The organism is Stenotrophomonas sp. YJH_SMC_14-1 (assembly GCF_059372275.1).
The window spans coordinates 75,857-100,043 of the sequence record NZ_JCAFVK010000011.1; the positions used below are offsets into that span (position 1 = coordinate 75,857).

Annotated in this window: 17 protein-coding genes; 6 read left to right on the forward strand and 11 right to left on the reverse strand. The window is 67.1% G+C overall.

What is annotated here, in order from left to right; all coding sequences use genetic code 11:
* Positions 1–277 precede the first annotated feature (277 nt).
* The 3 genes from trxA to AC5P9P_RS18745 all read left to right on the forward strand — a co-directional run bounded on the left by trxA (position 278) and on the right by AC5P9P_RS18745 (position 4,365).
* The gene (gene trxA, locus AC5P9P_RS18735; RefSeq protein ID WP_005411275.1) at positions 278–607 is read left to right on the forward strand and encodes a thioredoxin; all 330 of its coding nucleotides are present in this window, start codon (positions 278–280) and stop codon (positions 605–607) included.
* A 228-nt stretch (positions 608–835) separates the two neighbouring features.
* Complete coding sequence (rho, locus tag AC5P9P_RS18740) at positions 836–2,581, forward strand: transcription termination factor Rho (protein ID WP_005414668.1); 1,746 nt, start codon at positions 836–838, stop codon at positions 2,579–2,581.
* Positions 2,582–2,790: 209 nt separating this feature from the next.
* Complete coding sequence (locus tag AC5P9P_RS18745) at positions 2,791–4,365, forward strand: sensor domain-containing diguanylate cyclase (RefSeq protein ID WP_049433104.1); 1,575 nt, start codon at positions 2,791–2,793, stop codon at positions 4,363–4,365.
* A 34-nt stretch (positions 4,366–4,399) separates the two neighbouring features.
* Here AC5P9P_RS18745 and AC5P9P_RS18750 read toward each other — a convergent pair whose 3' ends face one another.
* From AC5P9P_RS18750 to AC5P9P_RS18800, 11 genes are all read right to left on the reverse strand, one after another.
* Positions 4,400–5,287, reverse strand: coding sequence for an energy transducer TonB (locus AC5P9P_RS18750; RefSeq protein WP_049403515.1), 888 nt, complete (start codon positions 5,285–5,287; stop codon positions 4,400–4,402).
* 61 nt (positions 5,288–5,348) lie between these two features.
* Complete coding sequence (gene aceK, locus AC5P9P_RS18755) at positions 5,349–7,079, reverse strand: bifunctional isocitrate dehydrogenase kinase/phosphatase (RefSeq protein ID WP_111173471.1); 1,731 nt, start codon at positions 7,077–7,079, stop codon at positions 5,349–5,351.
* Positions 7,080–7,225: 146 nt separating this feature from the next.
* The gene (locus tag AC5P9P_RS18760; RefSeq protein ID WP_495233021.1) at positions 7,226–7,585 is read right to left on the reverse strand and encodes a hypothetical protein; all 360 of its coding nucleotides are present in this window, start codon (positions 7,583–7,585) and stop codon (positions 7,226–7,228) included.
* A gap of 53 nt (positions 7,586–7,638) precedes the next feature.
* Complete coding sequence (locus tag AC5P9P_RS18765) at positions 7,639–8,055, reverse strand: roadblock/LC7 domain-containing protein (RefSeq protein WP_005411281.1); 417 nt, start codon at positions 8,053–8,055, stop codon at positions 7,639–7,641.
* Positions 8,048–8,596: a GTP-binding protein gene (locus AC5P9P_RS18770; RefSeq protein ID WP_005411282.1), complete on the reverse strand. Its 549-nt coding sequence runs from the start codon at positions 8,594–8,596 to the stop codon at positions 8,048–8,050. The genes AC5P9P_RS18765 and AC5P9P_RS18770 overlap by 8 nt, the downstream gene beginning before the upstream one ends.
* Complete coding sequence (locus AC5P9P_RS18775; protein ID WP_111188661.1) at positions 8,589–9,551, reverse strand: hypothetical protein; 963 nt, start codon at positions 9,549–9,551, stop codon at positions 8,589–8,591. The genes AC5P9P_RS18770 and AC5P9P_RS18775 overlap by 8 nt, the downstream gene beginning before the upstream one ends.
* A 314-nt stretch (positions 9,552–9,865) precedes the next feature.
* On the reverse strand, positions 9,866–12,088 hold the full coding sequence (locus tag AC5P9P_RS18780; RefSeq protein ID WP_033833567.1) for an NADP-dependent isocitrate dehydrogenase: 2,223 nt from the start codon (positions 12,086–12,088) through the stop codon (positions 9,866–9,868).
* 342 nt (positions 12,089–12,430) lie between these two features.
* Complete coding sequence (locus tag AC5P9P_RS18785; RefSeq protein WP_005411286.1) at positions 12,431–12,943, reverse strand: hypothetical protein; 513 nt, start codon at positions 12,941–12,943, stop codon at positions 12,431–12,433.
* A 45-nt stretch (positions 12,944–12,988) separates the two neighbouring features.
* Positions 12,989–13,282 carry a LysM peptidoglycan-binding domain-containing protein gene (locus AC5P9P_RS18790; RefSeq protein WP_495233022.1) on the reverse strand — a complete coding sequence of 98 codons (294 nt, stop codon included), beginning with the start codon at positions 13,280–13,282 and terminating at the stop codon, positions 12,989–12,991.
* 215 nt (positions 13,283–13,497) lie between these two features.
* Positions 13,498–14,316 carry an NADPH-dependent 7-cyano-7-deazaguanine reductase QueF gene (queF, locus tag AC5P9P_RS18795; RefSeq protein ID WP_033833570.1) on the reverse strand — a complete coding sequence of 273 codons (819 nt, stop codon included), beginning with the start codon at positions 14,314–14,316 and terminating at the stop codon, positions 13,498–13,500.
* Positions 14,317–14,838: 522 nt separating this feature from the next.
* On the reverse strand, positions 14,839–16,158 hold the full coding sequence (locus tag AC5P9P_RS18800; RefSeq protein ID WP_495233023.1) for a M20 family metallopeptidase: 1,320 nt from the start codon (positions 16,156–16,158) through the stop codon (positions 14,839–14,841).
* A gap of 188 nt (positions 16,159–16,346) precedes the next feature.
* Here AC5P9P_RS18800 and AC5P9P_RS18805 point away from each other — a divergent pair, with 188 nt between their 5' ends.
* The 3 genes from AC5P9P_RS18805 to AC5P9P_RS18815 all read left to right on the forward strand — a co-directional run bounded on the left by AC5P9P_RS18805 (position 16,347) and on the right by AC5P9P_RS18815 (position 24,053).
* On the forward strand, positions 16,347–17,591 hold the full coding sequence (locus AC5P9P_RS18805) for an efflux RND transporter periplasmic adaptor subunit (protein WP_111172462.1): 1,245 nt from the start codon (positions 16,347–16,349) through the stop codon (positions 17,589–17,591).
* Positions 17,592–17,665: 74 nt separating this feature from the next.
* A complete protein-coding gene (locus tag AC5P9P_RS18810) occupies positions 17,666–20,899 on the forward strand; it encodes an efflux RND transporter permease subunit (protein WP_111188490.1) in 3,234 nt (1,077 codons plus the stop codon).
* A gap of 31 nt (positions 20,900–20,930) precedes the next feature.
* Complete coding sequence (locus AC5P9P_RS18815; RefSeq protein WP_033833571.1) at positions 20,931–24,053, forward strand: efflux RND transporter permease subunit; 3,123 nt, start codon at positions 20,931–20,933, stop codon at positions 24,051–24,053.
* Positions 24,054–24,187: the final 134 nt, after the last annotated feature.

Here is a 24,187-nt window from a genome sequence, read left to right on the forward strand (position 1 = left end):
GGTCCCGCTGGTGTCGCCCGCTGCCATCCCCATCTTCGGGAAGACAGTGAAATCCGACACATACCGGGCTTCGAAGCGATCACGATACGCTGGGTTCCAGCCGGCGCCTGTCCCCGCCCTGCGATAGGGGTACACTGCCGGCCGTGAGCGTCCAGGCATCCCGCCGAACGCACCGCGGCAGTGCGCCGCGAGGCAACGACGAGGGTCGCGCCACCGGGCATGGCCCAGTTCACCCACCTCCGGCATGGCCGGGTGCAATCCAAGACGAGAAACCAAGATGAGCGACAAGGTTGTACATGTCGGCGACGCCGACTTTGATAGCGCAGTGCTGAATTCCAAGGAACCGGTGCTGGTCGATTTCTGGGCCGAATGGTGTGGCCCGTGCAAGATGATCGCCCCGGCGCTGGACGAACTGGCCGATGCCTACCAGGGCCGCGCCAAGATCGCCAAGGTCAACGTCGACCACAATCGTGCGCTGGCCGCCAAGTACCACGTGCGTTCGATCCCGTACCTGGTCGTGTTCAAGGACGGCGAGAAGGTCGGCGAGCAGATCGGTGCGGTGGGCAAGGCCCAGCTGGCCGGCCTGCTGGACAAGGCCCTGGCCTGATCCTGCTGTTTTCCGGCAGCCGCCACCCGCGGCTGCCGGCGGACGCCCTGCGTCCATGATGAATGCTGTTCCCGGCAGCCCTTGCACGGCGCCGCAGGCCGATGATAGTGTCGGCACATCCGGCCGCGTTCGCGTGCCGCACCCTCTGGACGCAGTTTCTTCCAGACCCATTCCCAACGTTCGCCGCCCCAGCCGGGCGCTCGCACCTTCAAGCGAGGAATAACGCTCTTGTCCGATAACACTTCCGAAACCGGCAGCGCCGATGCGCCCGCCGAAAAGCGCGTGCGCAAGCCCCGCGTGAGCAAGGCCGCCGCCCCGGCAGCCGCCGAAACCAGCGCCGCTCCGGCGCAGCCGACCCTGCCGCTGGCCGCCGCGCCCGAGGCACCGGCCCCCGCCCCCGCACCGAGCGCGCCCGCCGCCGAGGCCCCTGCCAGCAGTGGCGGTGGCGAAGGTGGTGAGGGTCGCGAATCCGGCCAGCCGCGGCAGCAGAACCACCAGGGCGGTGGCCAGAACCAGGGCCAGAACCCGTACAACCAGAACGGCCAGCAGGGCCAGGGGCAAGGCCAGGGCAACCGCCGTGACCGCTTCCGCAACCGCCGCGACCGTGACCGCAACAACAACCGCTTCCGCGACGACGGCATGCCCAACGACGGCGGCGAGCAGCAGCCCTTCGTGCCGCGTCCGCACGCCAACGTGCCGGAAGGCTTCCCGGTCTATTCGCTGAGCGACCTCAAGCGCATGCCGGCACAGAAGCTGCTGGAAATCGCCGAGCAGCTGCAGATCTCCGAAGGCGTGGCACGCGCCCGCAAGCAGGATGTGATCTTCGCCCTGCTGAAGGTACTGACCCGCCACGGTGACGGCGTCGCCGCCGACGGCGTGCTGGAAATCCTGCCGGACGGCTTCGGCTTCCTGCGCGCGGCCGAAGCCAGCTACCTGGCCGGCCCGGACGACACCTATATCTCGCCCAGCCAGATCCGCCGCTTCAACCTGCGCACCGGCGACCATATCTCCGGCCGCATCCGCTTCCCGAAGGACGGCGAGCGCTACTTCGCGCTGAACATCGTCGACACCATCAACGGCGAGCCGATCGAAGCGTCGAAGAACAAGGTGCTGTTCGAGAACCTGACCGCCCTGTTCCCGCGCCGCCGCTTCACCCTGGAGCGCGGCAACGGTTCGTCGGAAGACATCACCGGCCGCATCCTCGACCTGATGGCGCCGCAGGGCAAGGGCCAGCGCTCGCTCATCGTGTCGCAGCCGAAGGCCGGCAAGACCATGATGATGCAGCAGGTCGCCACCGCCATCACCACCAACCACCCGGACGTGCACCTGATCGTGCTGCTGATCGACGAGCGCCCGGAAGAAGTGACCGAAATGCAGCGCACCGTGCGCGGCGAGGTCATCAGCTCGACCTTCGACGAACCGGCCGCGCGCCACGTGCAGGTGGCCGAAATGGTCATCGAGCGCGCCAAGCGCCTGGTCGAGCACAAGAAGGACGTGGTGATCCTGCTCGACTCGATCACCCGCCTGGCCCGCGCCTACAACAACGTGGTGCCGAGCTCGGGCAAGGTGCTGACCGGTGGCGTGGACGCCAACGCCCTGCACCGCCCGAAGCGCTTCTTCGGTGCCGCGCGCAACGTGGAAGAAGGCGGCAGCCTGACCATCATCGCCACCGCGCTGGTCGACACCGGCTCGAAGATGGACGAGGTGATCTACGAAGAGTTCAAGGGCACCGGCAACAGCGAAGTGCACCTGAGCCGTCGCATCGCTGAAAAGCGCGTGTTCCCGGCCATCGACATCAACCGTTCCGGCACCCGCCGCGAAGACCTGCTGATCGAGCCGGAACTGCTGCAGAAGATCTGGATCCTTCGCAAGCTGCTGCATCCGATGGATGAAATGGCCGCGATGGAGTTCCTGCTCGACAAGATGAAGAACACCAAGTCCAACGACGAGTTCTTCGGTTCGATGAAGCGCTGATCCACGGCATTGCATCGAAAAGAACCTGCCGCTCGCTGCGGCAGGTTTTTTTTTACCTGCAGGGCGACCCACTTCACTTCACCGCCGCCCGGTTTTGGCGATAATCCGCCCGATGCCCTGCCCGGCCTCGAGGGCCTGGCCACCGATTCCCGCTGTCGCCCCTTCCGGAGAACCGGTCGGGTCCAGCCTCCTGCCGGATCCGTCGACGCATGCGAACGCTGTCTCCCCGCCTCAACCTGGGCAAGCTGATCCTCGCCCTGGCCCTGCTCAGCGCCATCATCGCGCTGGCCAACACCCTGCTGGCCAGCTACCGGGTGCAGCGCGACCAGCTGGTCGGCAACACCCTGGAGGCCAACCGCGTCTACGCCACCAAACTGGCCGAAACGACCCAGAACTTCCTGCTGGCTGCCCAGCAGGAACTGGCCTACGCCGCCACGCGGCTCGGCCAGGGCAACCTCGACCCGGCACAGGCCCAGGACGAAGCCAGCCGCCTGCAGCTGCAGACCAACAGCTTCAACTCTTCGCTGGTGGTGGATGCCGACGGCCTGGTGATCGCCACCTCGCCGCAGACCCTGCAGCTGCAGGGCGAAGTGCTGCACAGCGTCGGCAACAATGCCGCGCTGGCCGCGCGCCAGCCGATGATCAGCGACCCGTACCAGTCGGCCACCGGCAAGCTGCTGGTCTCGCTGTCGCACCCGATCTTCGATCGCCAGGGCCACTACCGTGGTTACGTCAGCGGCACCCTGTACCTGCGCCAGCGCAGCGCACTGCACACGCTGCTGGGCAAGCACTACTACCGTGATGGTTCCTACCTGTACGTGGTCGATCGCCATGGCCGCCTGCTGTACCACGCCGATGGCAAGCGGGTGGGCGACTACGTGGTCGGCAACCCCGCAGTAAAGGCCGTGGTGCGCGGCGAGCGTGGCGCGCAGCAGGTGCGCAACAACCTGGGCGTGTCGATGCTGGCCGGCTATGCGCCGGTGGCGGCCACCGGCTGGGGCATCATCGCCCAGCGCCCGACCGAGGCCACGCTGCAGCCGCTGTCGCGGTTGATGACTGCGGTAATCTGGAACGCAATCCCGCTGGGCCTGCTGTCGCTGCTGATCACCTGGTGGTTCGCCCGTCGCATCTCGATGCCGCTGTGGCAGCTCGCACGCAACGTGCAGGGCGGCGAAGACACCGGCAATGCGATCAGCCACGTCAGCGGCATCCGCGCGTGGTACTTCGAGGTCGCCCAGCTCAAGCAGGCGGTACTGCACAGCTTCAATGCGCTGCAGGACCGCATCGGCACGCTCAACCGCGCCAGCCGCACCGATCCGCTGACCAGTCTTCTCAACCGCCGCGGCCTGCAGCAGGCGCTGGATGCCCTGCAGATACAGGGCATCCCGTTCGCGATCCTGGCGCTGGACATCGATCGCTTCAAATCGATCAATGACAACCACGGCCATGACGTCGGCGACGCTGCCATCGTCCACATCGCCAACCAGATGCGCCGCTACTCGCGCGACAGCGACATCCTCTGCCGCGCCGGCGGCGAGGAGTTCCTGCTGCTGTTGCCGGGCATCAGCGCCGAGTCAGCGCGACAGGCTGGCGAGCGTCTGCGCCAGCACATTGCCGACCATCCGTTTGAACCGGTCGGCACCATCACCGTCTCGCTGGGCGTGGCCCACTTCCCCAGCTTCCATGTCGATGCCGAGCAGGCGCTGCGGCTGGCCGACAAGGCGCTGTACCTGGCCAAGGAGCAGGGCCGCAACCGGGTGGTGGTCTACCCCTACGCCGATTGACGCGGAGCCGGGCTGGCCGGCTCCGCAGTGATCGTCAGCCCTGCTCCAGCGGCGTCAGCAGGCGCAGGCCGCGCTTGGCGCCGTCGACCATGTAGATGCCGCCCTCGGGCAGCAGGTCGCTGCCGGCCTGCTCGATCGCATCTGCCTTCCGCCACGGCACGGCCTGCCGTGGGCCCGGGATGAAGGCACGCCAGCGGCCATAGCGCTCCGCTCCATTGGGATCATCGTTCAGGCCGAAATTGACCGGTATGCGTACCGTCCAGCTGTCGCGGGTGCTGGCTTCGCCGGTGGTCGGTGGGTTGAACGTCCACTTGCGGGCACTGCTGACGGCGGCCCTGGCCAGGATTTCGCGCATCTTGGCAAGGGTGCGCTCGCGTCCGACCACGGTCATGTTCACCTGCTCGGCAACGACATCGGCCACCGTGCCGTCACGCGCGATCCTGACCACCAGCAGTACTTCGCCTTGGCCGCCGCTCCGATAGACCTCTTCCGGATAACGCGGGGGCGCCATGCGACCTTGGGTCACCGAATCTGTGGCTTTCTCATCGTACTCGCTGAAGTTGACGCTGGTCATGCTGACTTCGTAGCCACCATCGGCCATGGCCTTGCCCCGCAGGCGCACCCGCAATGGCGCACGTGCCGCCACCGCCGTGCCATCGCGCAGGGTGGGTTCGAAGCGCCAGCCACCGATGGTGCCCTCCACGAAGGACGCGATGCTCGGAGACAGCATCGACTTCTGGTCCAGTACCAACGAACTGACCGCGCCCTCGGGCGTGACCTCGATATGGCCAGAGAGCACCATGCTCATCTCCGCGGTGGCACGCACCGCGCGCGTGGTCTGCGCGCTGGCATCGCCGGCGAACAGCGGAGCGCCGGCACCGACGGCCAACGCGAGAGCGAGGAACAATGGGGAACGCATCATTGCCGGATCCTTGGTGATGAAGGGCGAGAGTACCTCAGTCCCAACACCCATGACAGCTGGCTCACGCCAACCGGTGCGCGCCAGCATAGGGCGGCGTGTCCGGATAGTCACCTCGGGCGAAGCGTTCCTGCAGGCCCTGCCACCAGCCCGGGTCGAACAGGTGCCGGTAGTGCTCGCGCACCGCTGCCAGCTCTGCAGCGGGCAGGCCCATGAACGGGCCGAAGCGCTCGGGAAACACGTCGCGCGGACCGACATGGAACCATGGCTCATCGGACATCGCTTCCTCCGGCGTACGCGGCTCCGGCCAGGCGCGGAACACGCAGTCGCTGACCAGGCACAGCTCGTCGTAGTCGTAGAATACGGCCCGGCCATGCCGTGATACGCCGAAATTCTTTGGCAGCATGTCACCGGGGAAGATGTTGTTGCGCGCCATGTCGGTGATCGCCTGCGCATAGTCGAGCACTGCCGCCCGCACCGCCTCCGCGCCCTGCTCGCGCAGGTACAGATTCAAGGGACGAAAACGACGCTGCACATAGCACAGTGCGACTTCGACCTCATCGCCATCGATGCGTACGCTCTGCGCGCACTGCTGCAGCAGTTCTTCCAGCAAGGCCGGCGCGAAGCGGTCGCGCGGAAAGCGCAGGTGGCGATAGGGCTGTGCGTCGAGCAGGCGGCCGACACGATCGAGGTTGAACACCAGTGCGTACTTCTCTTCCACCTGCTGCCGCGACATCGCCTTGGGCCACGCGAAACGGTCGCGGATCAGCTTGAACACCAGCGGGTAACTGGGCAGGGTGAACACCGCCATGACCATGCCCGGCGTGCCCTCTGCATGCACCAGCCGCTCCTGCGGGTGCTCGTTGAAATGACGGAAGAAGGTGCGGTAGCGCTCGGTCTTGCCCTGCTTGGCGCGGCCCAGCACGGTGTATATCTCATCGATGGGCTTGCCCGGCAGCAGACTGCGCAGGAACACCACCGCATCACCGACCGTGGCCAGGTTGGCCTGGAAATAGCTGCGTGACACGCCGAACAGGTGGGCCACGTCCCGGCGCCGGGTCAGCACTGCATCGGCGCGCAGGCCACGCTCGTCGTTCACCAGGGCAATCACGCACGGCGAGAACCGGTGCTCGCCGAACACGCGGCCAACCAGGTAAGCGCGGCGCTCGCGGTAGAACACCGTGTCGAGCAGCTCGATGCTGCGTACCGGCGTATCGCCCCAGTGGGCCAGGTCATCCTGCAGGCGCACCGCGATGGCCGCGGCGCAGCGCAGCTGGTGCGCATAGGGGATATCGAAGCGATAGTCGGCCAGCACCCGCTGCAGCGCCTCCACCGGCCGCGTCGGCGAAACCGCGTAGGTATGCCGCGCCACCGGGTGGGTGATGGCATCGGAGGGTTCGACATCGAAGGCGATGAACTCCAGCGCCGGGTCCACGCCGCGGGTAGCGAACAGGCGTCGCGACAACGTGTTGTAGAAGGTCTTGTACAGCTCCGCGTCGATCAGGCCCTGCAGCAGCGTGCTGTAGCGGGCGTGCACCCGCAACCACAGCGCGCGCTCGCCGATCGCGTCACCGGCAAGGCGGCGCAGCGCATCCATCTGCTCGGCGATGCACAGGTCGTACAGGGCGATGCGCTCGACCGCATCCTGCCGGGCGCCGGCCCAGTCGCGCTGCTCGAAGCGCTGCCGCGCCCGCGCGGTGATCGCCACAAAGCGGGCGTGGTACTGCTCGAAACCGTCGCGGATGGCTACCGCGATGCGCGGTGCCAGCTCGGCAGCGATGTCAGGACTGGACATGCATGGCTCACCCGGGAGGACCGGCTTCACCATACGCTGGCGTGTGCGATGCCGTCGAGCGCGAAGGTAGTGCCGGCCGCTGGCCGGCAGCACCTGGACCGTCTATGGGTCGATGCAGTTGCCGGCCAGCACCCGGCACTACCGGCTCAGATCGCCAGTTCGGCTTCCACGTCCTGCACCTTGCGCCGTGCCAATGCCAGGTTGGACCTGGTACGGTCCAGCACGATGTAGAAGAACAGGCCCTTCTTCTTCGCCACCGGGCGCATGATGTGGTACGCCTTGCCCAACGAGATCAGGATGTCCTCGATGCTGTCGTTGAGGTTCAGCGATGCGGCGGTCTTCATCTTGGCACGGATCACTTCGGTGTTGCCGGCGGCGGCCACTTCCATGTCCATGCCGGCACCGGCTTCGCCCAGCAGCATGCCGCTTTCATAGTCGACCAGCGCCACTGCCTGCGCGCCGTCGATGCCCATCAGTGCGTTCAACGATTCATTCAGTCGAGCCACGTCGCACCCCTTGTCGATGTTGGTTCGAGCCCCTCGTTCCCCTGCGGCCGGGCTCACGATCCGCCGAGTTCGGCCAGGATCGCCTGGCCACATTCCCTGCTCTGCCACAGCACCTGGCCGATCACGCTGCGCTGGTCGCAGGCCGCCATCAGCAGCAACGGCACGCGCCCCTCGGCCTGGATCGCCAGCATCAGCACCTTGCCGCCCGCGGCCTCCAGCATCAGCGTCTGCAGATCCCCAAGCACAAGTTCGCGCCCCACTGCTGCAGCCAGCGCCAGCATCGCGCTGGTCATCGCTGCCAGGCGTTCACCGCGCCCTTCGGCACCGGCACTGACCAGGGCGAAGCCATCGACGCTGGCCAGCACCACCGTGCGTATGCCTTCCACCCGCTGCTGCAGGTCTCGCAGCAAGGGCTGCAGGCGCTCACGCTGGCCGGCGTCGGGCAACAGCGCCACCTGCCCGTCAGCCATGCGCGGCCACCAGTGCGTGCGCTTCCATCTCGCCCATCAATACATCCATCAGCAGCAATCCCTGTTCGCGGTCGCGGGTATCCACGGCCAGTAGCGGCAGCGGCTGGTCATCAAGGCAGGCACGGGCGGCCCAGTCATCCAGCGCGGCGTGCGGTGCCTGGTCGAGATGGGTGACGGCCACTACCAGCGCCAATGACGATGCGAACGGCCGCAACACCTGCAGATAATCCTCCAGTTCGGCAACCACGCCCGCGCGCCGCGCATCCAGCAGCAGCACGGCGCCGCGGGCGCCCTGCAGCAGGATCGGCCAGAGGAAATCGAAACGCTGCTGTCCCGGCGTGCCATACAGGCGCAGCCGCTCGCCATTGGGCAGGTCGATATCTGCATAGTCCAGGGCGACGGTGGTGGAGGCCTTGTCGGCACCGAGGCGGTCGCTGTTGGCCACGTCGGTGTCGACCACCGCGCCGGCCGCGATGCTGCGCACCAGGGTCGACTTGCCACTGCCCATGCCGCCCAGCACCACCACCTTGTGCTCACGCATTGCGCTCGCTCCCACGCAGGTGACGCCACAGGCGGGCGAGCAGGCCGTTGTCAGCGCCGGCAGCGCGTTCCGGCAGCGGTACCGCCGGCGCTACCTGCAGCTGCGCGTAACCGCACAGGTAAGCGGCATGGATGAAATCGCGCACGGCCGCAGGCGGCAGATCAAGCAACATCGCGCACTCGTCCACCGTGCACGCGCGCTTGAGCAACAGCGAGCACAGGCGGAAGCCATCATGGTCATGGCCCAGCACACGGAAGTCGGGCCAGCGCAGCAGCTTTACCGAAGCACCGCGCAGGCGTTCGTCCAGTGCCTGCCAATGGCGGCTGCGCTGCGCCCATTGCCACAGCAGCGGCCGCAGTGGCTGGCGTGGCCGCTCACCGGCCAGGCCATGCAGGCGTGCGGGTGTCAGCGCATCCAGCTGCAGGCGTTCGAAGGCATCGGCCAAACGCTCCACCAGGGCCGTAGCCGGTTCCTGCAGCAGCACGGCCTGGTCATGCTCAAGGTCCATCAGCAGCAGTGGCTCGCCCGCATCACTCAACAGGGCCTGGCCCTGTCGCAGCGGCAGCCGCTCGCGCAGCAGACGGGTGATGGCATGCGCACCATCAGCCAGGCGGATCGGTGCGGGTGCGTGCATGGCCAAGGGCTCCACTGCCAACTGCATGCGACGCAGCGCGCGACCGATGGCACTGTCATCAAGCACGTCCTGGTGCCCGTCGCCATCACGCAGCTGGCCGCAGATGTCTTCGATCCAGCACTGCAGTCGCGGACGCTGCTGGCGCATGCGCTGGGCCGCGTTGCGCAGCGCCGGCGTATCGCGGATGACCAGCAGGTCGCAATCGTCCAGGTCCTGGCTGCGGCGGATCTGGCCGTCCGGCAGGGCCGATGCCACGCGCAGCCGCTGCAGCAGGGCCTGCTCGCCCTGGATGTCGGTTCCCACTACCAGCACGCGTGCCATCCGTGTTCCCCGTGCGGCCACCTCCCCGGTGGCCTCGCGTCGCCAAGGCTAGGGCATCGCCAGCGGCAGCCGTCGTGATCGACTGCTCAGATCGAGGGCGGTTGCAGACGGTGTCCGATCAGTTCTGCGACGGCCATCGCGGGCAAGTTTCATGCCTCGTTGACGACATTCCGACAGCCGACGGGAATCACGGTTCTGGACGCGGGTCGAATGGGGTGAGATCCCTTTTGCATGGCAAAAGGGTTCTGACCCGGAGCCCAAAAGAAACCCGCGCCGAAGCGCGGGTTCCGGTGTCACGACCGAACGGCGATGGATCAGCCGCGCAGCTGCTCCAGCGCGGCGTTGAAGGTCGCGCTCGGGCGCATCGCCTTGCTCGCCTTGGCGACGTCCGGGCGGTAGTAGCCGCCGATGTCCACGGCCTTGCCCTGCACCGCGATCAGCTCTTCGACGATCTTCTGCTCGTTGTCGGTCAGTGCCTTGGCCAGCGGTGCGAAGCGTGCCTTCAGTGCCGCATCTTCGTCCTGTGCGGCCAGCGCCTGCGCCCAGTACAGCGCGATGTAGAAGTGGCTGCCACGGTTGTCGATGCCACCCAGCTTGCGCGACGGCGACTTGTCGTTGTCCAGGAACTGGCCGTTGGCTTCGTCCAGCGCCTTGGCCAGCACGCGGGCGGCGGCGTTGTCGTAGCGGTTGCCCAGGTGTTCCAGCGACGCGGCCAGGGCCAGGAACTCACCCAGCGAATCCCAGCGCAGGTAGTCCTCTTCGACGAACTGCTGCACGTGCTTCGGGGCCGAACCACCGGCGCCGGTCTCGAACAGGCCGCCACCGGCCATCAGCGGCACGATCGACAGCATCTTGGCGCTGGTGCCCAGCTCCATGATCGGGAACAGGTCGGTCAGGTAGTCGCGCAGCACGTTGCCGGTCACCGAGATGGTGTCCTCGCCCTTGCGGATGCGGTCCAGCGAGAACGCGGTGGCTTCCACCGGCGGCAGGATGCGGATGTCCAGGCCGGTGGTGTCGTGGTTCTTCAGGTACTGCTCGACCTTGGCGATGACCTGCGCGTCGTGGGCGCGGGCGGCATCCAGCCAGAACACGGCCGGGGTGCTGCTCAGGCGGGCGCGTTCGACGGCCAGCTTGACCCAGTCCTGGATCGGAGCGTCCTTGGTCTGGCACATGCGCCAGATGTCACCCGCTTCCACGGCGTGTTCGAACACCACGTTGCCGGCATCGTCGGTGACCTTGACCACGCCGTCGGCAGCAATCTGGAAGGTCTTGTCGTGCGAACCGTACTCTTCGGCCTTCTGCGCCATCAGGCCGACGTTCGGCACCGAACCCATGGTGGCCGGGTCGAAGGCGCCGTGCGCCTTGCAGTCGTCGATGACGGCCTGGTACACGCCGGCGTAGCAGCGGTCCGGGATGACCGCCTTGGTGTCCTGCAGCTTGCCTTCGGCGTTCCACATCTTGCCCGAGTCGCGGATCATCGCCGGCATCGAGGCGTCGACGATCACGTCGCTCGGCACGTGCAGGTTGGTGATGCCCTTGTCCGAATTGACCATGGCCACGCCCGGACGCTGCGCGTACTCGGCGGCCAGGTCCGCTTCGATCGCGGCGCGGGTGGCTTCCGGCAGCGACGGCAGGCGCGCGGCCAGGTCACCGATGCCGTTGTTGGCATCGAAACCGGCCTGCTTGAGCACGTCGGCGTGCTTGGCCAGCACGTCCTTGTAGAACTCGTTGACCGCCACACCGAACATGATCGGGTCGGAGACCTTCATCATGGTCGCCTTCAGGTGCAGCGAGAACAGCACGCCCTGGGCCTTGGCATCGGCGATCTGCTCACCGATGAACGCGGCCAGCGCCTTGCGGCTCATGACGGCGGCATCGACGATCTCGCCGGCCTTGACCGCGGTCTTTTCCTTCAGCACGACGGCGCTGCCGTCCTTGCCGTGGAAGGTGATCTTCAGCGCACCGGCGTTGGCCAGGGTGGCCGACTGCTCGCTGCCGTAGAAATCGCCGGCGGCCATGTGCGCGACGTGCGACTTCGAATCCGACGCCCAGGCGCCCATGCGGTGCGGGTGCTTGCGCGCGTAGTTCTTCACCGACAGCGGTGCACGGCGGTCGGAGTTGCCTTCGCGCAGCACCGGGTTCACCGCACTGCCCTTGACCTTGTCGTAGCGCGCCTTGTAGTCGCGCTGCTGGTCGTCGGCCGGGGTCTCCGGGTAATCCGGCAGCGGATAGCCCTGGTCCTGCAGTTCCTTGATGGCCGCCTTCAACTGCGGCACCGAGGCGGAGATGTTCGGCAGCTTGATGATGTTGGCGTCCGGGGTGGTCGCCAGCTGGCCCAGCTCGGCCAGGTCGTCGCTGACCTTCTGCGCGTCGGACAGCAGTTCCGGGAACTGCGACAGGATGCGGCCGGACAGCGAGATGTCACGGGTTTCCACCACGATGCCGGCAGTGGCGGTGTAGGCGTCGACGATCGGCAGCAGCGACTGGGTCGCCAGGAACGGTGCTTCGTCGGTCAGCGTGTAGAGGATCTTGGACATGGGGGACTTGGACTCTGTAGCAATGCTCAGGGGAAGGCCGGCGCCAGCGCCGGGCCACGTGCAACCGTGTCGCTTTCCCCCGTCGCCGTCAGGGTGGGCGCGCGGCGGGGAAACCCCTGCATTGTCGCGTTTTCAGCCGCGCGGGGCAAAGCCGCGCCATACGTGGCGGTACTGCACGCCGGCAACGCTGTGATCCATCCACGCACGGCGTGGATCTGCGCGAACGCCGCCGTCAGTGGATCCACGCCATGCATGGATGAAGCCAGCCACCGGCCAATAAAAAAGGACGCAGCCTTGCGGCTGCGTCCATCGTGAGTCCTGCCGGGAGAGAGTCGGCAGGACTTACTTGACCTCGAACTCCTGCGGCGTTCCAGCCGCCTTGCCATCGACCGTGACCTCGGCGCGGTACTTGCCGGCCGGCCAGCCCTTTGCATTCTTGAACGTGACGTTGGTGGTCTCCGCGCCGCTGGCATTCAGGGTCGCGGTCTGTTCGCCGGCCACCTGGCCGTCCTGGAAGGTCAGCTTGGCACCGACATTGACGTTGTTTGCGGCGCCATCGGTCTTGACCGAGACGATGACATCATCCTTCGGCGAGAACAGTGCAGCCGGGGCGACCGATTTGTCGGCGGCAGCGGTCTTGCCCACGGTGACGGTGGAAACGCTGACCGCGGCAGCTTCCGCCATCGGCGGCGGTGCACCGGTCATCGGTGCCGGCGCTGCCGGCTCGGCCGGAGCCGTGGCGGCCGGAGCGGCGTTGGTGTCGGTCGACTCTTCCTTCTTCTTGCAACCGACCAAGGCAACGCTGCCCAACAGGGCGGCGATCAGGGCGGTCTGGAGCGGGGTGGTCTTGATCATTCGGGGTTCCTCCCAGGGATTGTCGGACGGGGTTTGATCGCCGGCTTACTTCGGCGGCAGTTTCAGGGTCTGGCCCGGGAAGATCTTGTCCGGGTCGTCAAGCACATCGCGATTGGCTTCGAAGATCTTCTTCCAGGCGTCGGCGTCGCCCAGATGCTGCTTGGCGATCTTCGACAGCGAGTCACCCTTCTGCACGGTATAGGTGCCGCCGCTGACGATCTCGGCGGTGCTGTCCACCGAAGCGCTCACGCCGGAGAAGTCCGCCTTCGGCACCTGCTCGGCGGTACTGTCGACGCTGGCGCTGACGCCGGAGAAATCGGCTTTCTTCTCGGTACTCATCCACAACTCCCGTCTGCATGACTACGTGGCTCGCACGGTGCCATGGCGGTTGTTAAATGGGGATGGTGCAGATGTGAAGCCGCCCCGGGGGGCGGCTGAACAATCGGGAGAGACGGTGCCCGGTAGTGCCGGCCGCTGGCCGGCTGTGCCAGAGGGATCCGGCCTTGGCCGATTGCCGGGCATGGCCCGGCACAACGGGCAACCGCCTGCGGCGGTTACTGGCGCAGTTCGCGGTAGGTCGCGGCCGGGGCGGCAATGCCGGGACTGGCGCGCCACGGGTTGATGTCCAGGCCGCCACGGCGGGTATAGCGCGCCTCGACTTCCAGCCATTGCGGCTGGCAGCGCGCAGACACCTCGCTGAAGATCCGCTCAACGCACTGCTCGTGGAACTCGGCGTGCTCGCGGTAGCTGACCAGATAGCGCAGCAGGCCGGCACGATCGATCTTCGGCCCGCGGTAGCGCAGGCTGACCGTCGCCCAGTCCGGCTGGCCGGTGACCGGGCAGTTGGACTTCAGCAGTGCCGAGACCAGGGTCTCCTCCACCACCTCACCGGCATTGGCCGAGAGAAAGTCCGCCTGCGGCGGGCCGTAGCAGTCGATCTCCAGCTCCAGCCCGTCGATGGATTCACCGAGCGGCGTCTCGCGCAGGCCCGGCAGCCCGAACTCGACCTGGACCGGCGCACCGGCACAATCTGACAGATCCGCCACGATGCGCGCGCGCAGTGCCTCGGCGCTGTCGATGCGGGTGCTGTTGAGGGAGTTGAGGTACAGCTTGAACGACTTCGATTCGATCAGCCGCGGCGAGGTGCACGGCACCTGCACGGTGGCCACGGCCACCTGCGGCTTGCCACGCGGGTCGAGCCAGCTCAGCTCGAAGGCGTGCCAGCGGTCATGGCCGACGAACGGCAGCGCGGCCTCATCGAGGCCGATCTCGGCGCGGGCGCCGCTGCGGGGGATGGGAAACAGCAGGCCGGGATCGTACTGCGACGGGTAACTGACCTCGCGACCGAGGCTGGAATCCTGTGGGGTGTTCATGGGGGTCATTGTATCGCGCGGACGGCGGGCCTTCGGCCGGGCCGGCCAACGGCGGAGCCCCTCCGTGGTGGTTCAGGCACGATCTCGGGGTCGGCCGGGAGGGTGGGTTGGCTGGGGGCCGCTGCAAGTACGTCCATGTAAGCTCGGTCGCCGCATCCATGCGGCTCACGCCCCCAGCCAACCCACCCTCCCGGCCATGGACAATTTCCCGCGCCACCACGGGAAAGATCAGAAAAATCAAGATCAAAAGCCGATCCTTCAGACGTTCATGACGTCCGCCGTGCCGACCAACGGTCGGCACCCACCAACAGCAGCGGGCACCAACAGCCGCGGGAAACTGTCGAAGGCGGGGTGGGTCCGGTTGAGGGGGTGTCCGCGGCATGGATGCCGCGGCCAAGCCCCCATGGACGGGTTTACGGCGTCCCCCTCAACCGGACCCACCCCGCCATCCCACGGAATGCCCGCTTTTGACGTTGACGTAGATTTAGGCGGGTGCAGGGCTGCAAGCCCTGCCGGAAACCCTCACCCCGCAGGCGTGCCTGCACCGTTCAAGTAATCCAGGCTCACCTGCAGCAACGCGCGCAGTCCGACATCCAGCGCCTTCTCATCCAGCAGGAACTTCGGCGAATGATTGGCCGGCGCCGTCGCCGGGTCGATGCCCACGCTGGTGGAACCGACGAAGAAGAACATGCCCGGCACTTCCTTCGCGTACAGCGAGAAATCTTCCGCGCCCATCTGCAGCGGTGGCTCGTACACGTTGTCCTTGCCCACCACCGCCTGCAGGCTCGGCAGCATCTTCGCGGTCAGCGGCGGGTCGTTCACCGTGGCCGGGTTGCCTTCCGATTCGTAGATGTCGGTCACCGCCTTCGCACCGTGCGCGGCGGCGGTGTGTTCGGCCACGTTGCGCAGGTCGGCGAAGATCTGCTGGCGCATGCCCTCGTCGAAGGTGCGGATGGTGCCGACCATCTCCACCTCGTCCGGAATGATGTTGTAGCGGATGCCGCCGTTGATCGCACCGAAGGTCAGCACCGCCGGTTGCTTGGACAGGTTGGCGCGGCGGCTGACGATGGTCTGCGCGGTACCGACCAGATCGGCCGTGGCCACGATCGGGTCGACACCGTTCCACGGTGCGGAGCCGTGCGTCTGGCGACCGATCACCTTGATGCCGAAGCGGTCCGAGGCTGCCATCAGCGGACCGCCACGCACGGCGATCTGACCGGCCTGCACGCTGGAGAACACATGCAGGCCAAACACCGCCTCCGGCTTGAAGTCGGCGAACAGGCCTTCCTTCAGCATCAGCGCGGCACCGCCCTCTTCCGGCGGCGGTGCGCCTTCCTCGGCCGGCTGGAAGATCAGCATCACCTGGCCCGGCAGGTCCTTCTTCATCGACACCAGCGCTTCGGCCACGCCCAGCAGGGTGGCGGTGTGCGCGTCATGGCCGCAGGCATGCATCACGCCCACGGTCTGGCCGCGGTACTGGTCGGTGGCCTTGGAGGCGAACGGCAGCCCGGTCTGTTCGGTTACCGGCAGCGCGTCCATGTCCGCACGCAGCGCGATCTTCGGGCCGGGCTTGCCGCCTTCGATGATCGCCACCACGCCGTGGTGGGCGATGCCGGTCTTCGGCTTCAAGCCCATCGCACGCAGGCGCTTGGCGACCTCGGCCGAGGTGCGCGCCTCGCGGTTGGACAGTTCCGGGTGCTGATGGAAGTCGCGGCGCCATTCAACCACCTTGGCCTGCAGGCGCTGGGCAGCGGCGGTCACTTCGGGCCGTTGCCCGTCCTGGGCGTGGGCAACGGCCGGCAGGGCCAGCAGCAGGGCGGACAGCAGCAGCGAACGGCGCATCGCAATCTCCACAGCAAGAGGGGTCCAGCTGAATGTAGGGCAACACCGCCGCCACGGGAACCTCCGCGGCCGGATCCGGTCTTAGCGCCCGTCCCATCCGTCATGCAGGAAACGTGATGTGGCACAGGTATGCTTTGCGCATTGCCAACCGGGGCCGCGCCCCGTCCAGCCCTCTTGGAGTCCTCGTAATGTCACGTGTTTGGAAGATCGTGCTGCTGGTCGTGGCGGTTCTGGTGCTGGCCGTGGTCGGCCTGCGCGTCATCGGCGGGGGCAAGGACAAGGCTGGAAAGCCGGCAGCGGGAGCGCGCAAGGGTGGCGAAGACCCGGATGCCGGCCCGGTGCCGGTGACCGTGGTCCAGGCCACGCACCAGGACGTACCGGTGTATGCCAGCGCACTGGGTACCGTGACGGCAATGAACACCGTCACCGTCAGCCCGCAGGTCGGTGGCCAGCTGATGAGCCTGAACTTCCGCGAAGGCCAGGAAGTGAAGAAGGGCGACGTGCTGGCAGTGATCGATCCACGCACTGCCCAGGCCAGCTACGACCAGGCCGCGGCAGCCAAGCGCCAGAACGAGGCGCTGCTGGCCACCGCGCGCTCCAACTACCAGCGCTCCAATGCGCCGGAGTATCGCCAGTTCGTCGCGAAGACCGATCTGGATACACAGCGAAACCAAGTGGCACAGTACGAAAGCGCAGTCGCGGCGAACGAAGCCAGCATGCGCTCGGCACAGGTGCAGCTGCAGTACACCAGGGTCACCGCACCGATCACCGGCATCGCCGGCATCCGCGCGGTCGACGCGGGCAACGTGGTCAACGCCGGCACCGCGCTGGTCACCCTGACCCAGATCCACCCGATCCACGTCCTGTTCAACCTGCCCGAACGCCAGCTCGGCGACGTGCGCCAGGCGCAGGCCGCCGGCGCGGTGCCGGTGGCGGCACTGGACCGAGCCGACTCGCACGTGCTGTCCGGCGACGGCAAGCTGGACGTGGTCGACAACCTGATCAGTGCCGACAGCGGCACCTTCAAGGCGCGCGCGCTGTTCGACAACACCGACAACGGCCTGTGGCCGGGCCAGTTCGTCAACGTGCGCATGCAGCTGCGCACGATTGCCGGCGGCGTGGTCATTCCGACCCAGGCCGTGCTGCGTGGGCCGGATGGCGAGTACGTCTACGTCGTGCAGGGCGACAACACGGTGAAGATGCAGACCGTGCGCAGCGGCGTGGAAGTGGGCGACAGCCAGGTGCAGATCGCCGAAGGCCTGAAGGGCGGCGAGCGGGTGGTCAGTGAAGGCCAGTTCCGCCTGAAGCCGGGCAGCAAGGTCACCGCACTGAAGCCGGGCGAAACCCCGGCCGCACCAACCGAGGCCGAGCTGAAGGCGGCCGAACAGAAGAACGGTGGCGGCAGTGGCCGTCGCGGTGGCGGTCCGCGCTGAGCGCAGGCCACGGTTCTCCCTCGCGCCGGCGGACCCGCCGGCGCCGACATTGAAGTGCCAGCAAGGATCAGTCCGTGGGCTTTTCGACGATCTTCATCCGCCGCCCGATCGCTACCTCGCTGTTGATGGCGGGCCTGTTGCTGCTGGGCATCCTCGGTTACCGCAAGCTGCCGGTGTCGGCGCTGCCGGAAATCGATGCGCCCAGCCTGGTGGTCACCACCCAGTACCCCGGTGCAAACGCCACCACCATGGCCTCGCTGGTCACCACGCCGCTGGAGCGCCAGTTCGGCCAGATCTCCGGGCTGGAGCTGATGACCTCCGACTCGTCGGCTGGCTTGTCCACGATCATCCTGCAGTTCTCGATGGACCGCGACATCGACATCGCCGCGCAGGACGTGCAGGCGGCGATCCGCCAGGCCACCCTGCCCTCGTCGCTGCCCTACCAGCCGGTCTACAACCGGGTGAACCCGGCCGACGCGGCCATCGTCACCCTGAAACTGACCTCTGACACGCGCCCGCTGCGCGACGTCAACAATTACGCCGACTCGATCCTGGCCCAGCGCCTGTCGCAGGTGCAGGGCGTCGGCCTGGTCTCGATTGCCGGCAACGTGCGCCCGGCCGTGCGCATCCAGGTCAATCCGGCGCAGCTGTCGAACATGGGCCTGACCCTGGAACAGCTGCGCAGCGCGCTCACCCAGGCCAACGTCAATGCGCCCAAGGGCTCGTTGAACGGCAAGACCCAGTCCTACAGCATCGGCACCAACGACCAGCTGGCCAGCGCCGCCGAGTACCGCGACACCATCATCAGCTACAAGAACGGCCGCCCGGTGCGGCTGTCCGACGTGGCCGAGGTAGTCGACGGCGTGGAGAACGACCAGCTGGCGGCCTGGGCCGATGGCAAGCCGGCGGTGCTGCTGGAAGTGCGCCGCCAGCCGGGCGCCAACATCGTGCAGACCGTCGAGCGCATCCGCGCGATCCTGCCGCAGCTGCAGGGCGTGCTGCCGGCCGACGTGCACCTGGAGATCTTCAACGACCGCACCGAGACCATCCGCGCCTCGGTGCACGAAGTGCAGTTCACCCTGATCCTCACCATCGGCCTGGTGGTGGCGGTGATCTTCGTGTTCCTGCGCCGGCTGTGGGCCACCATCATCCCCTCGGTGGCGGTGCCGTTGTCGCTGGCCGGCACCTTTGCGGTGATGGCGTTCGCCGGCATGTCGCTGGACAACCTGTCGCTGATGGCGCTGGTGGTGGCCACCGGCTTCGTGGTCGACGATGCGATCGTGATGATCGAGAACATCGTGCGTTACATCGAGCAGGGCAAGAGTGGCAAGGAAGCGGCCGAGATCGGCGCACGCCAGATCGGCTTCACCGTGCTGTCGCTGACGATCTCGCTGGTGGCGGTGTTCCTGCCGCTGCTGCTGATGCCCGGCGTCACCGGCCGCCTGTTCCACGAGTTCGCCTGGGTGCTGAGCATCGCCGTGGTGCTGTCGATGCTGATCTCGCTGACGCTGACCCCGATGATGTGCGCCTACCTGCTCAAGCCCGACGCCCTGCCCGAGGGCGAGGATGCGCATGAGCGCGCAGCGGCGGCCGGCAAGCAGAACCTGTGGACGCGCACCGTCGGCCTGTACGAGCACAGCCTGGACTGGGTGCTGGGCCACCAGCGCCTGACCCTGGCCGTAGCCGGTGGCGCGCTGGTACTGACCGTGCTGCTGTATGTGCTGATTCCCAAGGGGCTGCTGCCCGAGCAGGACACCGGCCTGATCACCGGCGTGGTGCAGGCGGACCAGAACATCGCTTTCCCGCAGATGGAACAGCGCACAAGGCAGGTTGCCGAAGCGCTGCGCCAGGATCCGGACGTGACCGGCGTGTCGGCGTTCATCGGTGCCGGCAGCATGAACCCCACGCTCAACCAGGGCCAGCTGTCGATCGTGCTGAAGGAGCGCAGCCAGCGTGATGGCCTGGATGAGATCCTGCCGCGCCTGCAGAAGGCGGTAGCAGGTATTCCGGGCGTGGCCCTGTACCTGAAACCGGTGCAGGACGTGACCCTCGATACCCGCGTGGCCGCCACCGAATACCAGTACTCGCTGTCGGACGTGGACAGCGCCGAAGTGGCTACGCAGGCCACGCGCCTGACCGAAGCGCTGCGCAAGCGCCCGGAACTGGCCGACGTGGACAACAACCTGTCCAACCAGGGCCGCGCGCTTGAACTGAACATCGACCGCGACAAGGCCAGTGTGCTGGGCGTGCCGATGCAGACCATCGACGACACGCTCTACGATGCGTTCGGCCAGCGCCAGATCTCGACCATCTTCACCGAACTCAACCAGTATCGGGTTGTGCTGGAAGTGGCGCCGGAGTTCCGTACCAGCACCGCGCTGATGGAACAGCTGGCCGTGGCTTCCAACGGCGCCGGCGCGCTGACCGGCACCAATGCCACCAGCTTCGGCCAGGTCACCTCGTCCAACTCGTCCACCGCCACCGGCATCGGCGCGCAGAACACCGGCATCACGGTCGGCGCCGGCAACATCATCCCGCTGTCGGCGCTGGCCGAAGGCAAGGTCAGCAGTGCGCCGCTGGTGGTCAGCCACCAGCAGCAGCTGCCGGCAGTGACGGTCTCGTTCAACGTGGCGCCGGGCTATTCGCTGTCCGAAGCGGTGCGTGCGATCCAGGAGACCAAGGACAGCCTGGACATGCCGGCACACCTGCATGCCGAGTTCATCGGCAAGGCTGCCGAATTCACCGGCAGCCAGACCGATGTGGTGTGGCTGCTGCTGGCCTCGCTGGTGGTGATCTACATCGTGCTCGGCGTGCTCTACGAGAGCTACATCCACCCGATCACGATCATCTCCACGCTGCCACCGGCCGGCGTCGGCGCGCTGCTGGCGCTGATGCTGTGCGGGCTGAGCCTGTCGGTGGACGGCATCGTCGGCATCGTGCTGCTGATCGGCATCGTCAAGAAGAACGGCATCATGATGGTGGACTTCGCAATCGAGGCGCGTCGCGCCGGTGCCAACGCGCATGAAGCGATCCGCCGCGCCTGCCTGCTGCGCTTCCGCCCGATCATGATGACCACCGCCGCGGCAATGCTCGGCGCACTGCCGCTGGCGCTGGGCACCGGCATCGGCTCGGAGCTGCGCCGCCCGCTGGGCATCGCCATCGTCGGCGGCCTGCTGCTGTCGCAGCTGGTCACGCTGTACACAACGCCGGTGATCTACCTGTACATGGAACGCTTCTCCGAATGGCTGGCGCGCCGCCGCGAGCAGCGCGCACTGCGCAACGGTTCGCTGCAGGAGCCGCAGGCATGATCCACGCGCCGCTGCTGCGGTGGGCCGCACGATGAACCTGTCCGGCCCCTTCATCCGCCGCCCGATCGGCACCGCGCTGCTGGCCATCGGCCTGTTCATGGTCGGCCTGATCTGCTACCTGCGCCTGGGCGTATCGGCACTGCCGAACATCGAGATCCCGGTGATCTTCGTGCACGCCAGCCAGTCCGGCGCGGATGCGGCGACCATGGCCGCGACAGTCACCGCGCCGCTGGAGCGCCACCTTGGCCAGCTGCCGGGCATCGACCGCATGCGCTCGTCGAGCTCGGAAGGCAGCTCGCTGGTGTTCATGATCTTCCAGAGCGGCCACAACATCGATTCGGCCGCGCTGGACGTGCAGACCGCGATCAACTCGGCGCAGGCCGACCTTCCTTCGGGCATGGGCTCGCCGATGTACCAGAAGGCGAATCCGAACGACGACCCGGTCATCGCCATCGCGCTGACCTCGCAGACGCAGTCGGCCGACGAGCTGTACAACGTCGCCGACTCGCTGCTGGCCCAGCGCATCCGCCAGATCAGCGGCGTTGCTTCGGTCGACATCGCTGGCGCTTCGACGCCGGCGGTGCGTGTGGACGTCAACCTGCGCCTGATGAACGCGCTCGGCCTGACCGCCGATGACCTGCGCAACGCCGTGCGCGCGGCCAACGTGACCTCGCCCACCGGCTTCCTCAGCGACGGCAACACCACTACCGCGATCATCGCCAACGACTCGGTGGCGCGTGCCGCCGACTTCGCCGACCTGGTGGTCAAGACCCAGGGCGATGGCCGGGTGATCCGCCTGAAGGACATCGCCAACGTCTACGACGGCCAGCAGGATGCCTACCAGGCCGCGTGGTTCGACCACAAACCGGCGGTGGTGATGTACGTGTTCACCCGTGCCGGCGCCAACATCGTGGAGACCGTGGACCGGGTCAAGGCGCAGATCCCGACCCTGCGCGATTACCTGCAGCCCGGCACCACGATGACGCCGTACTTCGACCGTACGCCGACCATCCGCTCGTCGCTGCATGAAGTGCAGATCACCCTGCTGATCAGCCTGGCGATGGTGGTGCTGACGATGGCGCTGTTCCTGCGCCGGCTGGCACCCACGCTGATCGCCGCGGTGACCGTGCCGCTGTCGCTGGCCGGTGCCGCGCTGGTGATGTACGTGATGGGCTTCACCCTGAACAACCTGAGCCTGCTGGCGCTGGTGATCGCGATCGGCTTCGTGGTCGACGATGCGATCGTGGTGATCGAGAACATCATGCGCCACCTCGACGAAGGCATGCCGCGGATGCAGGCGGCGCTCACCGGCGCGCGCGAGATCGGCTTTACCATCGTCTCGATCACCGCCTCGCTGGTGGCGGTGTTCATCCCGCTCCTGTTCGCCAGCGGCATGATGGGTGCGTTCTTCCGCGAATTCACCGTCACCCTGGTGGCGGCCATCGTGGTCTCGATGATCGTCTCGCTGACGCTGACTCCGGCGCTGTGCAGCCGATTCCTCAGCGCGCACGACCACAGCGCGCCGCCGTCGCGCTTCGGCCGCTGGCTGGATGCCGGCCATGAGCGCATGCTTCGCATCTACACGGTCTTCCTCGACTTCTCGCTGCGCCACGCGCTGCTGCTGTCGCTGACCCCGCTGATCCTGATCGGCGCCACCGTCTTCCTGTTCGGCGCGGTGAAAAAGGGCGCGTTCCCGCCGCAGGACACCGGCCTGATCTGGGGCCGCGCCAATTCCAGCGCCACGGTGTCCTTCGAGGACATGGTCGCCCGCCAGCGCCGCATCACCGACATGCTGATGGCCGACCCCGCGGTGAAGACCGTGGGCGTGCGCCTGGGCAGCGGCCGCCAGGGCTCCAGCGCACAGTTCAACATCGAGCTGAAGTCGCGCAGCGATGGCCGTCGCGAGACCACGGCGCACGCACTCGCACGGCTGAGTGCCAAGGCCGACCGCTACCCCGACCTGCAGCTGCGCCTGCGCGCGATCCAGGATCTGCCCAGCAACGATGGCGGCGGTTCCAGCCAGGGCGCGCAGTACCGTATCTCGCTGCAGGGCAACGACCTGGCATCGCTGCAGGAATGGCTGCCCAAGCTGCAGGCGGAGCTGAAGAAGAACCCCAAGCTGCGCGATGTCGGTACCGACGTGGACAACGCCGGCCTGCGCCAGAACATCCAGATCGACCGCGCCAAGGCCGCACGCCTGGGCATCACCGTGGGTGCCATCGACGGTGCGCTGTACGGTGCGTTCGGCCAGCGCCAGATCTCCACCATCTATTCGGACATCAACCAGTACAGCGTGGTGGTCAACGCCCTGCCCTCGCAGACCGCCACCCCCGCCGCGCTGGACGAGGTGTACGTGCGTGCGCGCAACGGCGACATGGTGCCGATCACCGCGGTGGCCACGCAGATGCCCGGCCTGGCCCCTTCGCAGATCACCCACGAGAACCAGTACACGACGATGGACCTCAGCTACAACCTGGCTCCGAACGTGAGCATGGGTGAGGCCAAGGCGATCATCGACGCGACCGTGGCCGGCATGCGCATGCCCGGTGACATCCGCCTGGCCGATGATGCGGGCTTCGGCTTCAACTCCGACCCCAGCGACATGCTGATTCTGGTGTTCGCCGCGATCCTGACCGTGTACCTGGTGCTGGGCATGCTGTACGAGAGCCTGATCCACCCGGTCACCATCCTGTCCACGCTGCCGGCGGCGGGCGTGGGTGCACTGCTCGCGTTGTTCGGCACCAACACCGAGTTGTCGGTGATCTCGATGATCGCGCTGGTGCTGTTGATCGGCATCGTCAAGAAGAACGCGATCATGATGATCGACTTCGCGCTGGTGGCGCAGCGCGAGCATGGCCTGGCACCGCGCGATGCCGCGCGCGAGGCCAGCATCGTGCGCTTCCGCCCGATCATGATGACCACGATGGTGGCGATCCTGGCGGCGGTGCCGCTGGCGATCGGCCTGGGCGAAGGCTCCGAACTGCGCCGCCCGCTGGGCATCGCGATGATCGGCGGCCTGCTGTTCTCGCAGAGCCTGACCCTGCTCAGCACGCCGGCGCTGTACGTGATCTTCTCGTGCCTGGCCGAACGCTGGCGGGCACGTCGCGCACGCAAGCGCGAAGCGAAGCTGCTCAAGCGCGCGCAGCGTGCGTAGAACGGCCCATCCACGCATGGCGTGGATCTAAGGGTAGAGCCGGCCGCTGGCCGGCTTTCTCGGTACGGCAAATCTGCCGGCCAGCGGCCGGCACTACCGCGGTGGTCCGCCCTCCATATTTCACGCGCACCCCG